The sequence below is a fragment of the Levilactobacillus suantsaii genome (assembly GCF_014069315.1).
GTDB classification, from domain to species: Bacteria; Bacillota; Bacilli; order Lactobacillales; family Lactobacillaceae; genus Levilactobacillus; species Levilactobacillus suantsaii.
The window spans coordinates 724,742-739,299 of sequence record NZ_CP059603.1; the positions used below are offsets into that span (position 1 = coordinate 724,742).

Below are 14,558 nucleotides of genomic sequence, written 5' to 3' on the forward strand. Positions count from 1 at the left end.
TAATTAATTTCAAATTTTGCTTTTACATTTTATTTTTTAGTGCTATTCTATTGGCAACAAGATAAAAGCGATAAGAAAGCAGAGTAAGCTTCTTCACCCTGACAGTGACTTGGGAGTAGTGAGAACCCAACCCAGACCTTGAACTAGCTGAATAACCCTTTCTTAAGTTTCTGGCTGAAACCCATGTGGCGAGTAGGTTTAGACGTTGACCGGTACGTTACCAGCGGTGGAGCATGTTAGTGCTCTTCTTTGAGGAGGCCTATTTGAGATAGGCAATCTGGGTGGTACCGCGAAAAGTCTTTCGTCCCTGTATTAGGGACGGAAGACTTTTTTATTTTGCAATAACTTAGCTGAACAAGGAGTGGACAACTATGGACTTAATTATTCCTAAGGACTATGATCCAAAATTAAACGTGATTGAAACCCAAAAGGCGATTCGCTATATTCGTGAAACCTTCCAGGATGAATTTGGCAAGGAACTGAATTTAACGCGGCTTTCCGCGCCAATGTTCGTTGAAAAGGGCACCGGGTTGAACGATAACTTGAACGGGGTCGAAAAGCCGGTCTCCTTTACCATGCAGGACATGCCGGGTAAGACCATCGAAATCGTCCACTCTCTGGCCAAGTGGAAACGCCTGGCCTTGAAGCGGTACGGCTTCGAGTTACACACCGGTCTCTACACCAACATGAACGCGATTCGCAAGGACGAAAACCTTGACAACATCCACTCGATCTACGTCGACCAGTGGGACTGGGAAAAGATCATCAGCAAGGAAGAACGGACCACGGCCACGCTGGAGAGCACGGTCAAGACCATCTTCAAGGTCATCAAGCACATGGAACACGAAGTTTGGTACAAGTTCCCGAAGGCTGTCCACCACTTGCCCGACGAGATTCACTTTGTCACCACCCAAGAACTGGAAGACGAGTTCCCAACGCTCACGCCGAAGGAACGCGAAGACGCCATCACCAAGCGTTACGGCGCCGTCTTCTTGATGCAAATCGGCGGCAAGCTCAAGAGTGGCCAACGCCACGATGGCCGGGCCCCCGACTACGACGATTGGAAACTGAACGGGGACATCTTGTTCTGGTATGAACCGTTACAACACGCCCTCGAAATCTCCAGCATGGGGATTCGGGTCAGCGAAGACTCGATGCGCGCCCAACTCAAGGATACCCACGCCGAAGACCGCGCCCAATTACCGTTCCATAAAATGCTGCTAAACGGTGAACTCCCCTACACCATCGGGGGTGGGATCGGTCAGTCACGACTGTGCATGTTGTTATTAGGCAAAGCCCACGTGGGAGAAGTCCAAGCCAGCGTTTGGCCGCAAGCTATGATTGACAAATGCTACGCCAACCACATCCAGATTCTTTAAATTAAAGTCTTACTTCACGCGTAAAATTAAAACGGGTTGCCCAGGACGTCTTGTCCTGAACAACCCGTTTTGTCATCTTACCTTTAAGCCTCGTGCCGCAAATCCATTTCGATCTGTTCGAGGGACTTGCCGCGCGTTTCGGGGACCAGATAGTGTACGAAGACCAAGGACAACACGGCAAAGACCGCGAAGATAGCGAACGGTCCGCCCACGTTATTATGGAAGGCACTGAGCAAAACCAGGAAAAATTGGGACACGATGAAGTTGCCAATCCAGTTGGCCGCCGACCCGATCGATGACCCGATGCCCCGGACACTCAATGGAAAGATTTCACCAATCATAACCCAGGCGATGGGCCCCCAGGAAATGGCGAAACCGAAGATGTACACGGCAATCAAAATCATGGTCGGAATCGCGGTCTGGTGGATACTCAAAGTAAAGTTCAAGACCGCGAGCACGCCCAGTGAGCCGGCCATCACGATTGACCCGAAGTCCAGTAACGTCTTGCGGTTGAACTTATCCATCACGCCGTACGCCAGAATCGTGACCAAGAAGTTGACCACGCCAATCCCCACGGAAATCCAAATGGCACTGTTTTCGGCAAAACCAAAGCCCTTGATGAAGACTTGGGGCAAAAAATAAATCACCGAATTAATGCCGACTAATTGTTGCAGCAACATGATACCGATGGCCGCCACCACGGCTGGCCGGGCAATCGTGAAGAGCATTTTGATACCGCCGCGTGGTTGGTGGGCAATCTCTTGGATGTCTGCCAGCTCGGCGTTCGGGTCAACGTCACTTTGTTGCCGCAGGTAGGTCAAGACCTGCCGGGCAGCGTCGACTTGTCCACGTTCCACCAGGTAGCGCGGTGATTCCGGCAACAATAGACCGCCAATCAATAACGCGGCGGCAGGAATCAGCGCGGACCCCAACATCCACCGCCAGTCCCGCACGCCCAAGAGGTTGTGGCCCAAGAAACCCAGGTTCGAGACGTAGGCCAGTAAAATTCCAAGCGTAATCATCAGTTGAAACATGGTGCCCAACGACCCGCGCCGGTCCGCCGGGGCCAGTTCCGCCAGATACGCCGGGGTCAACGCGGACGCCGAGCCCACGGCTAAGCCTAAGATAATACGGGCAACGATCATGGACCCAAAGCCCACGGCCACCATCGACAGTGACGACCCTAAGAGAAACAAAACGGCCGCTAAAATCAAGAGTTTCCGCCGGCCGTAGCGGTCAGCTAAGGGCCCCACGCCAAGGGCCCCTACGGACGAGCCAATCAATACGGATGACGTAATGAAGCCCGTTTCGGCAATCCCTAATTTAAAGTTGGCTTCAATCAGTGGTGACGCGCCCGAAATAATTCCGGTATCAAACCCGAACAATAGGCCCCCTAAGGCCCCGAAGACAAAAATAAACGTGGTACTCAATCGTGGTCGCATCGCTTTCACTCCCCCCACATCTTAAATTTTCCCTTAATATAAGGTGCCGCGCCGCGAAAGGAAACGGTTTAACCTGCGAGTTTTTGCCGCCAACAAAAAAAGCCCGCTTTCGCCGGCTTTCACGTAAAGTTTACCTATGAAAATGGGACCGTCTGACTGGTCTAATTCCCTAAACTAACGTCGAGAGAACGTTTAAGACACCCTCGTCATTATTGGTTTGGGTAAAGTGGCCAACTTGAGCCTTGACGGTCGGTGTGGCGTTTTCAACCGCGTAACCGTAAGGGGTCAATTGCAACATACTCAGGTCGTTTTCATTGTCGCCGAAGGTCATGATTTCATCGTCGGCAATCTGGTACTTGTCCTGTAGTTGCCGCAATCCCGCCGCTTTGTTAACTGAACTTTCGCTAATCAGTTCGGTGTTGTACCCCGAGGTCTGACTCGCTAGTTCGGCGGGCAAAGAATGGCGCAACGTCGTCATCACGTGCGTAAAGTCCACGTGGGGCTGGAAGGTGATGCCGATGCTGGTGATTTGGTCGTTCAACCGCGTCGGGGTGACCGTTGGCAGGTCCGCCACCCGTTGCAGATGGCCGTAATACCGGTGGGTCAAATCGTACGCCCCTTGGGAGATACGCTGGTCCACGTAGGCCGATTTGAACCCGACCACGATGTGTTCCGCAATCTCATCGGCCGTGAACTTTTGTTGAATGACGTCCAACGTAGCGGCCACCGCATCGGCGGGCATGGCCGTCACCTTCAGCGGTTGGCCGTTGCTATGCACGACCGCCCCATTTTGGGACACGAAATCCATGTGGTCCTGGAATTCCTGAAACTGAGTTTGTAACCGTTGGTACTGTGAGCCACTGGCGGCCACGACATGAATCTTTCTCGCCCGTAACTTAGGTAATAACTCCGCGAAGCGTTGATGGTTGTAGGTGTTTTCGTCGTTCAAAAACGTCCCGTCCATATCAAACGCGACTAATTTAATCGTCATCTGCCGTTGCCTCCCTAAAAATCCAATAATAGAGTTAGCATACCACAAAGGGCCACAATGTTTCATGTGAAACATGGCTGAGTGTGTCACATTCCCCCATTAGCGGACAACAAAACGGGCCTGGCAGTTTCACCAGGCCCGTCACACTAAGCTTAATCGGTCACTTCTTCGGTGTTCAACCGTTCCGGTTCGCCGATGACCAGGTGCCCCAGGACCGCGATGATCAAGAAGACCAGCGCGACGCCGCAGACCCCCAGCCAACCGGCGTGGCTCCAGGCCCAAGTCGCACTCAAGGTCCCAATCGAACCGCCTAGGAAGTAGCTGAACATGAAGACGGAATTGTTCCGGCTACTTTCCTTGCGGTTCAAGGACTGCACGATGGCCTGGTTAGACACCTGGCTGAACTGGGTCCCCAAGTCGAGCAAGACGATGCCGACGATGAGGCCAATCATCCAGGTCCCTAACAGCCAAAAGATGACGAAGGCCACGCCCGAAAAGATCATACTCAACCCAATCGTCAGTTTCGGGGAACGCTGGTCGACCATAGTCCCAATCATTGGCGCCGCTAAGACCCCAGCGATACCTAATAGCCCCAATAAGCCGGCTACGTTACTACCCAGGTGGTATTTGGCCGCCAGATAAAAAGCCAACGTCGACCACAGGACGTTGGACATCCCAAAGAGGCAAAAGCCGTTGATAGCCGACCCCCGTAAGGCCCGTTGTCGAGCGAACAACTTCGGTAACGTCCGAATGACCGGCCAGTATTGCAAGTCCTGGTGCCCGCGTTCATCGTGGGGCAACGCGTAGTGAACGATGACCAAAAAGACCAGGTCAATGACCGCCGCAATCAGATAGATGTCTTGCCAGGGTAACCAACTACCCAGCAGGCCACTAAACGACCGCGACAACAAGATTCCCGTCAAGAGTCCACTCAAGACGATGCCCAAGACCTTGCCCCGTTGCAGCGCCGGGGCTAAATAACCGGCGTAGGGAATGATGATTTGTGGCGCCACCGAGGTAATGCCGACTAACGTGGTCACCACCGCAAAGACGCCCGCGTTGGGGGCCCAATAGGCCAATAATAAGGAAACAATGGATAACCCAATCATAAATTGAATCAAATGATAGCGGTCAAAGATGTCCCCCAACGGGACGATCAACAAAAGTCCGAAGGCGTACCCAAGTTGGGTCACCATAGCGAGCGCCCCGACCACCGACTTGGCCAGGCCGAAGTCCGTGGCAATCAAGTTTTCGATGGGTTGAATAAAATTCAGATTGGCCACGATCACCCCGGTCACGACCGCCATTAACAAAATCTTTTTTCGCGATAACGTTGCTGGTTCTTTCACTTCCAATCCCTCCTACATTAAGTAGTGTAGCCTTTTGGAAGCAAAATGAAAACACCCAGTGAGGCCGGTTCAGCTTGGGTTCTCAGTTGCGCCATAAAATGATGACAACAAAAAACTGGCCACCAAATCGTGACCAGTTTAATCTAAGCGCCCCACTGTGTCAGCTGAGTCTCCACGTTTTTTAAAATTTTAATCCCTAATTGATAGTCCGGTTCCGAACCCAGCATCCGAAAGGCTAACGTCCAGGCGTCCTGGTACCCGCTAACGGTCAACTGAAAGTACGGCATGGCTTGGTAAGCTCCCGCGAAGTAGACCTGGGCGACCCGACTCCCCGCAAATTGCAAACGAGTCTGATCGATACGGCCGAAGTTCGCAAAGGAGATGCGGGCAGTCGGTTGGTACTTCCCGGCGAGACGCCGGACGATTTGCGGGGGCAATGCCCGGCTCATCCGGTTGATTTCCACCAATGGCGTTAAATAAGCCAAGTGGGCGTGGTAGTCCGAGAGCGTATCTTGGACCCGCTGTGCCACCGTTGCTAAGGTATCGTAATCGTTGACCCGAATCGGCAACGGCATCTCACTGGTCAGATTAGCAACCTGGACCACGTTGACGGCCGCAACCGGGCCGTGTAACCGCAGATCCACTTGGTAGGGAATCACCAGGTTGTGGTTCCCAGTCAGGGTGAACAGCGCTAACGCATACGCAGCTAGGAGTACCGCGTTTTGCGTCACGCCTTGTGCGCGAGCCTTCCGTTGTAACCGTCGCGTCTCTAAGCGCGAAATCACGGTTTCCCCATGGTGGTGATGCACGTCACCGTGCATTGCCGGAAAGGTCTCGCCGGCACTCGCCGTCGCTTTGAGTTCGGGGAGGGGCCGGTGGGGATGCCGCAAATAACTCACGATACGCCGGCCGCTCCGTTCGTTGACGAAATGAGTCAGGTCATCCCCGGCATAAGCCGCCGACAACAGGTATAAGTAGTGTTTGAACCCCTCTTCGTCAGTCAACAACCGACTCATGGAGAGGCGCACCCGGTCGTAGCCCTGGTGATGAATCACCTGGATCTTCAGTTGCGGCCCCGCGAGCACATCTAAGCGGGCGCGCTCTGGATCGTGACTGGCCGGATACTCCTCAATAACCGGTTGCCGCGCCGCGTGGTTGGGGACTTCGAATCGATTCCAAGTGATGTTATACCGACCCGTAATCTGGGGCACCACACTTTGGGTGGCTTGTACGGCCTGCCGTAAGCGCTCAATATCGATTGGCTGCGTTAAGCTCAAAGTACACTCCAGTAACGGCCGAATCTGAGTCAAGTTTAACGTTGGCATTAAATCTAACGGTTCACCATGATAGTTCACCCTAATCACCCCTCAATTCTAACTGCCCTCAGTATAGCAAAGCCATTTCCTAACCGTCCTTAAAGTTGTTGAGTTATTGTGAAAAATTAATAATCCTGTAACTTAAGGTCCCCACCCGGACAACTCTGGTAGAATGAATGCGTATCTGATACTTTACGAGGTGATTAATTTGTCTATCCAACCCATTTCTTGTAACCAAACCCTGGCCGTCGCCACCCATCGTATTTTTCCACCCGACCTGAATGAACACCAAACCGTTTTCGGGGGAAAACTCCTGTCCTTAGTGGATGACAGTGCCTCCGTGGCTGCCGTCCGCTTGACCCACGCCAAAGTCGTCACGGCATCTTTGGACCACATCAACTTTTTGGTTCCCTTCCAACTCGACAATATTATCTCCATGGAAGCCTACGTCAGTGGGACCGGTCACCGGTCACTGGAAGTCTTTGCCAAGCTCATCGGGGAAGACCTGATGACTGGTAAACGCTTCTTGGGTTTCACCTGTTTTCTTACCTATGTCCTGTCCACCCCACAAGCTGCCAGCTTACCCACGGTCAGACCCGTGACTAAAGAACAACGCTACGTCTGCGCCGGCTACCTGCAACGTTACCAGGAACGGCAAGCCCAACGTGCATCGGAACAGGCACTAATCAATCACGTCAACCTGGATTCTCCGTTTCAGCCTTAATGTTCCACGTGAAACATCCCCGCTAATCCCTTGGTTTTCGTTGGGAAAGTCACTATACTTATCGTGACGTCAAAAGGAGGAGTTTTTGATGAACATTACCATTATTGGAGCCACCGGAATGGCCGGTTCCGCCCTGGTTACCGCCGCATTGCAGCATGGCCACTCGGTCACCGCTATCGCCCGGTCCGCCGAAAAGTTGGCGCAACTGCCTCAAGACGAACATCTGACCACCCGCGCGCAGGACGCCTTTGGCCTGACGAAAGCCGACCTCAGCCACAGTGACGCGGTGATTGACGCCTTTGCGACCGCGCCCGCACAAGCCTACTTGCACGTGGATCTCGCCGCCCACTTAGTCGCCCAATTGCGGGAGACCACTAGTCCTCGGCTGGTCTTCATCCTGGGCGCCGGGAGTCTCTTGACCGGTGCGGACCACCACCTTTTCGTCCACGACATCGAGCAGGACCCCAATGCGGCCGCCTTTGTCGCCGTGCCTCAGAACCAGCTTGCCGAGTTGACCTTCCTGCGGACCGTGACTAACGTCAACTGGGTCGGCGTTTCCCCGGCCGCTGACTTCCATGCCGGAGACGCGCAATCCGCACTGTACGGGACCGACGAGTTACTGAAAAATGACCAAGGCAAATCAGAGACCTCAGCCGGGACCATGGCCGAAGCCATCATTGCCGAACTCGAAACGCCCAAGCACCATCAAGTTCGCTTCACCGTGGCCGATAACTAGCTTAATGTTAAAAAAATTCGACGCTAGTCCCATTTGGGGCTAGCGTTTTTCAATTATTTTGCTAAGATAGTAGGGGTTTTACATGTCAAATCATAGAAAGTTGCGATTATTTTGAAAACTCGTCTCACCTGGCGGGAAACTGGGTTCATCGGCACCATGCTCTTTGGCTTGTTCTTCGGTGCCGGCAACCTGATTTTCCCCATTTACCTGGGGCAACAAGCTGGGAGTCACATTTGGGCGGCTATCCTGGGCTTGTTGCTGACCGGGATTGGGCTCCCACTGTTGGGGGTCACCGGGATGGGGTTGTCACGAAGCGAAGGCGTCTTTGCCTTGGCCAGCAAGGTCAACCGGCCGTTCGCCTATGGCTTCACCATCGTGTTGTACCTCACGTTGGGTCCCTTCTTCGCCATCCCCCGGTTAGCCACCACCTCGTTTCAAATCGGGGCCGTCCCCTTCCTCAACTCTGGCAGTCAGACCTGGGGCTTGGCCCTTTTCTCGGTGGCCTTCTTCTTGGTCGCCTGGTTGCTGGCCCGGCATCCCGGGAAACTGATGACTTACATCGGCAAATGGCTGACTCCCCTCTTTTTAATTTTACTTGCCATCATCATCGGCGCGGCGTTGCTGCACCCCATGGGGCCGTTAAGCGGCCCCACGCGAGGGGCTTACGCCACTAGTCCGGTGCTCAGCGGTTTCACCGAAGGTTACAACACCATGGATGCCTTAGCGGCGTTAGCCTTTGGCATCGTGGTCATCGACACCATTCGCTCGCTAGGGGTCACCGACCCGCGGCAAATCGCCCAAGACACCATCAAGGCGGGGACCATCAGCATGCTTTTGATGGGCGTCATCTACACTTTGCTGGCATTGATGGGGACCATGAGTCTGGGACATTTCGCCGCCGCGGCCAACGGCGGCGTGACGCTCGCTCAGATTGCCCACTACTACTTTGGATCGTGGGGAAACGGCTTATTGGCCTTACTGGTCATCATCGCTTGCCTCAAAACGGCGATCGGTTTGATTTCGGCGTTTGGGGATACCATGCACGACCTGTTCCCCAAGCTTCCCTATAACGCGGTGACCGCCTTTGCGGCTATCCTGCCCTGCCTGTTCGCTAACGTCGGCTTGACCCGCTTGATTGCCTATTCGACACCGGTCTTGATGTTCTTGTATCCATTGGCGATCGCGTTGATCATCTTAGCGGTCCTCACGCCACTATTCGGGAGTTCCCGGATTCTTTATAACGTGACGATCCTATTCACACTGCTCCCCGCGATTGGGTCTGCCGCCGGTTCCTTACCCGCCAGTTGGCAAGCAACTGGGTGGTGCCAAGCCATCCTCACGGCCAACGACTACCTGCCCTTAGCTGCCAATGGTTTTGGCTGGGTGGTCCCGGCTATCTTAGGCCTCATTATCGGTCAAGTAGCCAGTCACTTGTATCGGGCCAAAACGTCCACCGACTAAACACTACACAAAAAGCGACACCCCCTCACCGGGTGCCGCTTTTCTTTTGGGATGACCTGACACCCTGCTCACAGCGGGGTGTCAGTAACGGTGGGCTGACCGTGGCTGAGGGGACGCTCACGGTCCACCACAACTCATCAGCCCACCTAGAGCATCTACCAAAGATTATCCGTCACACTTAACCGAATAAGCCTGAACCTAACGTTGTTCAAATCAGATTAGGTCCATCTTTAGTGCTACTCCTCCTCATTTATGACTACCTACAGTGAACGGGTCACCAGCGACCAATCAAGCCCCGTGGCTTCGCTGGCCTGCCTAACGTTTTAAATGACCATCAACTGTCACGCCGCGAGCGGGAGGTTATCCCCGTTAACCGTCACCGCCTGAGCTATGTAACGTTAGGCCACACACCAGCGTAATCGGGTGTCCTCAACGTTCACTGTACGGCTTAGTTTAGCAGGCTAAATTATGATTTCGGTCTCTTTATTGTAAAGTTTTTGTATATCTGTCACTCTGCTATCATAATTTTGTTATTAATAATAAGATTCAAGCAGGCACCACCCTTTTTTGGCGCCCCACATAACGTTGGTTGTCGTTTTTCGCTCCCCACCCCTTATCCAGACTAAACCAACCAAAAAGGCCCAAGCAACAACGTGTTGCTTGGGCCTTTCAGTAATTCACGTTTCTTTAGTTGACCTTAGCGATTTTCCCCTGTTCGATATAAACGCTCAAGATAGCGATGTCGGCGGGGTTGACCCCACTGATTCGACTGGCCTGGGCCAGCGTCTCCGGTTGAATCTTCTTCAACTTCTGGTGCGCTTCGGTCGCCAGACCGTCGATAGCGTCGTAGTCAATCTTATCTGGGATTGTCTTGGCTTCCATCCGCTTCAACTTAGCCACGTTGGCTTCGGCCTTCTTGATGTAGCCAGCGTACTTCAAGGAAATCTCGATTTCTTCAACGATGTGTCGGTCCAACGGGTGTTCTGGTGCCGGAATGAACTGCGATAAGGCTTCATAGTCCACGTATGGGCGCCGTAAGAAGACCGCTGCCGTCACACCGTCTTGCAACGGCTTATCCCCATGGCTGGTGATAAAGGCGTTGACCGCGTCGTTAGGCTTGATGCGAATCTTATTCAAGCGGTCAATTTCGGCCTGAATCGTGGCCTTCTTGTCGAGGAAGGCTTGGTACCGGTCGTCACTGATCAACCCCAGCTCATGGCCCTTTGCCGTCAACCGCAAGTCAGCGTTGTCGTGCCGCAAAATCAAGCGGTACTCAGCCCGGCTGGTCAACAGCCGGTAAGGTTCGTTGGTGCCCTTGGTCACCAAGTCGTCGACCATCACACCGATGTAAGCGTCCGACCGCTTCAAGGTGAAGCCTGGCTTGCCTTGTGCCCGTAAACCGGCATTGATACCGGCTAACAAGCCTTGGCCCGCCGCTTCCTCGTAACCGGACGTCCCGTTGGTCTGACCGGCCGTAAACAGGTTCTTTAAGACCTTAGTCTCCAACGTTGGTCGCAACTGGTATGGCGACACGACATCATATTCGATGGCGTAACCCGGGCGCATCATTTGGGCGTCCTCGAGCCCCTGAATAGAGTGCAAGATCTTCTGTTGCACTTCTTCGGGCATCGAGGTCGATAACCCCTGAACGTACCATTCATCGGTGTGCCGGCCTTCTGGCTCCAAGAAAAGCTGGTGGCGCGGCTTGTCGGCAAACCGGACGATCTTATCCTCGATTGATGGGCAGTACCGGGGGCCGACCCCTTCAATCACACCGGTAAACATCGGCGCGCGATTGAGGTTTTTGCGGATGATTTCGTGAGTCTTGGTGTTGGTGTAAGTCAACCAGCAAGACAGTTGGTTCTTCAGTTTTAAGTAAGCACTGTCTGGCGTGGTGAAACTGAAGTGGTTCGGCTGTTCGTCGCCGGGTTGCTCCTCGGTCTCATCGTAGTGGATGGTGTTGCCATCCACCCGCGGCGGGGTCCCGGTCTTGAAGCGTTCCAAATCAAAACCGTACTTCGGCAGGTTGGCCGTTAGCTTAGTCGCTGGTTGCGAGTTGTTCGGGCCCGACGAGTACATCAGTTCACCGATAATAATCTTCCCCCGCGCCGCGGTCCCGGCTGCGATAACCACGGCCTTGGCCCGATAGCTCGCGCCGGTGTTGGTGATGACCCCTTTACACTCGTCGTCTTCCACGATCAGATCATCGACGATACCCTGACGTAAGGTCAAGTTAGGTTCTCTTTCCAAGGTATGCTTCATTTCCGCGTGGTAGGCATGCTTATCGGCCTGCGCCCGTAAAGCGCGGACGGCCGGGCCCTTACCAGTGTTCAACATCCGCATCTGCACATAGGTCTTGTCGATGTTTTTCCCCATCTCGCCACCTAACGCGTCGATTTCCCGGACCACGATTCCCTTGGCCGGGCCCCCGACCGAGGGGTTACATGGCATAAAGGCGACCATATCCAGGTTGATCGTCATTAACAACGTCTTGTTGCCCATCCGGGCGGCCGCTAGTGCGGCTTCACTGCCGGCATGGCCAGCACCCACGATGATGACATCGTAGTCCTCACCGGGGTATTGTTTTACTTCCGTCATGGTTTCTCTTTCCCTCCATACCTGGTTTTGGACTTCTCCGCCGCCAAACGTTCATTCCTGTTAATAACTATTTTTAACTACAGTTGTCCACTTGGGGATAACTTTTTAAAAATTTCGTTATCCACCGGTGGATACTTTTATTTGCCGAGGCAGAACTGGCTGAACAATTGGTCCAACAATTCGTCTTGGTAGCTGTCACCCGTGATTTCACCCAGTAAGTCCCAGGCGTGGGTCATGTCGATTTGGACCAGGTCCACTGGCATCCCCATGGCAATTCCGTGCTTAACGTCGTCTAACGCCTGGCTAGCCTGGTGTAACAACCCGATGTGCCGGGCGTTAGTGACCATCACGTTGTTTTGTGATGACTCGATGCCTTCGTTGAAGAACAGGTGAGCGATGGTACTTTCCAGCTCGTCCATCCCCGTACGCTTCAGGATCGACGTCTCAATCAACGGACTCTTGCCAGCCGCTGCTTTGACCGCCGCCAAATCAAGCTTGGCAGGTAAGTCGGTCTTGTTCAAAATCAAGATGCGTTGGGTATCGGCCGTGGCTTTCAACAGCTCCTGGTCTTCCGCCGAGAGCGGTTCGCTGGCATCCAAGACCAGTAGGACCAGATCCGCCGTATTGATGGCCTTGCGCGAGCGTTCCACCCCAATCTTTTCGACCTTATCGGTGGTGTCGCGAATCCCGGCCGTGTCAATAAGTTTCAACGGGACGCCCTTGACGTTCACGTATTCCTCGATAACGTCCCGGGTGGTTCCGGCCACGTCAGTGACGATGGCCTTATCTTCGTGCAACAGATGGTTAAGCAGACTACTCTTGCCGACGTTAGGCCGGCCGACGATGGCCGTCGCCAGGCCTTCCCGCAAGACTTTCCCTTGCTTGGCCGTGGCCAATAAGGTCTTGATCTGGGCTTGGACTTCCGTGGCCTTTTCCAAGAGCATCTTGGTGGTCATGGTCTCTACGTCGTCGTATTCGGGGTAATCAATGTTGACTTCGACCTGGGCTAAGGCATCCAAGATGTCTTGGCGCAGGTGGCGAATCAAGTGGGACAGGTCTCCGTCCAACTGGTTCAAAGCCACCTTCATCGACTTGTCAGTCTTGGCGCGAATCAAGTCCATCACGGCTTCAGCCTGCGAAAGGTCGATCCGACCGTTTAAAAAGGCCCGCTTGGTGTACTCACCAGGTTCCGCTAAGCGTGCACCATAACTCAAGCACAGCTGTAAGATGCGGTTGGTCGCCACGATCCCACCGTGACAGTTGATTTCAATGATGTCTTCTTTGGTGTAGGTCTTGGGCGCCCGCATCACGGACACCATGACTTCATCGACTTCTTCATCATTTTCCGGGTCGATAATGTGCCCGTAGTTGATGGTGTGACTCGCTACTTGGCGCAAGTCTTTACCCTTAAACAACTTCTCAATCACGTCAAAGACCGCGTCGCCGCTTAATCGAATAATGGCGATGCCGCCTTCACCAGGCGGAGTCGAAATTGCCGCAATCGTATCGAATTCTGTGGTCGTTGCCATCATGATCCTCCCTTTGTTTTTCAAGTCAACTACCCTGGCGTGTCATTTAACGCCATAAAAAAAAGCACCTACTCCACGCCACCTAACAGACGCGGATAAAGTACTTTCACTACTTTATCGCAAACTTGATAAGAATGATTGTCTTCACTATAAGGTGCTTTGCCAAATTTGTCAAACCCAACGTTTAGGCCGGTTCAATCACTACCGCGCGGTGGGGTTCCTTGCCCGCCGAGTAAGTCGTCACGTAATGGTTGCTGGCCAAAGCGGCGTGAATCTGCTTGCGTTCAAACGAGGGCATCGGGTCCAGATAAATTGGCTTGCCGGACGCCACCACTTCACGGGCGGTGTTATCGGCTAAACGGGCCAAGGTGGCTGCCCGGCGCTCGCGATAATCCGCGACGTCGAGTTCGACCATCACGTGAGCTGCGCCATGATGGTTCAAAAAGAGTTGCGCTAGACTCTGCAACGCATTGATGGTGCGACCGTGTTTACCGATCAACAACCCTTCCTTGTCGGTCGCAAAGGCGACTCGAACCTGCCGCCGCGCGGGGTGCTCTACCGTGACGGTCGCTTCGATACCCAGCTACGAAACGATGGTCGTGACGTAAGTCGTCAGAGCCTTGATGGCGGCTTCCCGGTTAGTAGGCGTTGTTGCGTCGTGGGCTGGCTGCACCTTAGGCGTCGCCGTATCGTGAGCTGGTTGCGATGCCGGCTTGGTTGAGGCCGATGCCGGGGTGGCTGCGGGGCGCACCGCTGCTTTTTGGGGTTGAGAAGCCGTGGCGGCGGGGGGCGTCTGGGAGTGGACCGGCTGTTTGGCCGGTTGAACCGCCGGCGCGGGTTGGGCGGCCTTCAGTTGAACGTCCACCTGGGCGTCACGCCGCCCGATGCCTAGCCAGCCCTTGCGCGCCGTTCGGACCACCTTCACCGTTACCTGGTCGCGCTTGGCCGTCAAGGTCGCCAGACCAGCCGCGATTGCGGCCGCTTCCGTTTTCCCCGTAAAAATCGTCATCGTGTCTTCCTCCGTTCTGCATTT

The 14,558-nt window shown here is 54.0% G+C and carries 10 protein-coding genes and 1 pseudogene; 4 read left to right on the top strand and 7 right to left on the bottom strand.

Translation table 11 applies throughout. The features are described 5' to 3' along the window. The first annotated feature begins 371 nt into the window (after window positions 1–371). Complete coding sequence (asnA, locus tag H3M12_RS03395) at window positions 372–1,379, top strand: aspartate--ammonia ligase (RefSeq protein WP_182150923.1); 1,008 nt, start codon at window positions 372–374, stop codon at window positions 1,377–1,379. Between the two features lie 83 nt (window positions 1,380–1,462). Here asnA and H3M12_RS03400 read toward each other — a convergent pair whose 3' ends face one another. The 4 genes from H3M12_RS03400 to H3M12_RS03415 form a co-directional block, all read right to left on the bottom strand. After that, a complete protein-coding gene (locus tag H3M12_RS03400; protein WP_129032192.1) occupies window positions 1,463–2,821 on the bottom strand; it encodes a sugar porter family MFS transporter in 1,359 nt (452 codons plus the stop codon). Between the two features lie 169 nt (window positions 2,822–2,990). Then, window positions 2,991–3,812, bottom strand: a complete 822-nt coding sequence (locus tag H3M12_RS03405; protein WP_170954953.1) for a Cof-type HAD-IIB family hydrolase — start codon at window positions 3,810–3,812, stop codon at window positions 2,991–2,993. 152 nt (window positions 3,813–3,964) lie between these two features. Continuing rightward, window positions 3,965–5,119 (bottom strand): MFS transporter, encoded by a 1,155-nt coding sequence (locus H3M12_RS03410; protein WP_129032374.1) that lies wholly within the window; start codon window positions 5,117–5,119, stop codon window positions 3,965–3,967. A gap of 185 nt (window positions 5,120–5,304) precedes the next feature. Further along, on the bottom strand, window positions 5,305–6,516 hold the full coding sequence (locus tag H3M12_RS03415) for a condensation domain-containing protein (protein ID WP_182150924.1): 1,212 nt from the start codon (window positions 6,514–6,516) through the stop codon (window positions 5,305–5,307). A gap of 160 nt (window positions 6,517–6,676) precedes the next feature. On the opposite strand from H3M12_RS03415, the gene H3M12_RS03420 reads away from it, so the two are divergent. The 3 genes from H3M12_RS03420 (at window position 6,677) to brnQ (ending at window position 9,398) form a co-directional block, all read left to right on the top strand. Next, on the top strand, window positions 6,677–7,201 hold the full coding sequence (locus H3M12_RS03420; protein ID WP_318531344.1) for an acyl-CoA thioesterase: 525 nt from the start codon (window positions 6,677–6,679) through the stop codon (window positions 7,199–7,201). A gap of 88 nt (window positions 7,202–7,289) precedes the next feature. Further along, entirely contained in the window at window positions 7,290–7,937 is a 648-nt protein-coding gene (locus tag H3M12_RS03425) for an NAD(P)-dependent oxidoreductase (protein ID WP_129032198.1), read from the top strand. 111 nt (window positions 7,938–8,048) lie between these two features. Beyond that, on the top strand, window positions 8,049–9,398 hold the full coding sequence (brnQ, locus tag H3M12_RS03430) for a branched-chain amino acid transport system II carrier protein (protein WP_225423503.1): 1,350 nt from the start codon (window positions 8,049–8,051) through the stop codon (window positions 9,396–9,398). A 687-nt stretch (window positions 9,399–10,085) separates the two neighbouring features. Here brnQ and mnmG read toward each other — a convergent pair. The 3 genes and pseudogenes from mnmG to jag form a co-directional block, all read right to left on the bottom strand. After that, window positions 10,086–11,996: a tRNA uridine-5-carboxymethylaminomethyl(34) synthesis enzyme MnmG gene (mnmG, locus tag H3M12_RS03435; protein ID WP_182150925.1), complete on the bottom strand. Its 1,911-nt coding sequence runs from the start codon at window positions 11,994–11,996 to the stop codon at window positions 10,086–10,088. Between the two features lie 137 nt (window positions 11,997–12,133). After that, window positions 12,134–13,528: a tRNA uridine-5-carboxymethylaminomethyl(34) synthesis GTPase MnmE gene (gene mnmE, locus H3M12_RS03440; protein WP_170954955.1), complete on the bottom strand. Its 1,395-nt coding sequence runs from the start codon at window positions 13,526–13,528 to the stop codon at window positions 12,134–12,136. Window positions 13,529–13,709: 181 nt separating this feature from the next. Continuing rightward, window positions 13,710–14,534 (bottom strand): annotated as a pseudogene (gene jag, locus H3M12_RS13035) (RNA-binding cell elongation regulator Jag/EloR). Between the last annotated feature and the right edge of the window lie 24 nt (window positions 14,535–14,558).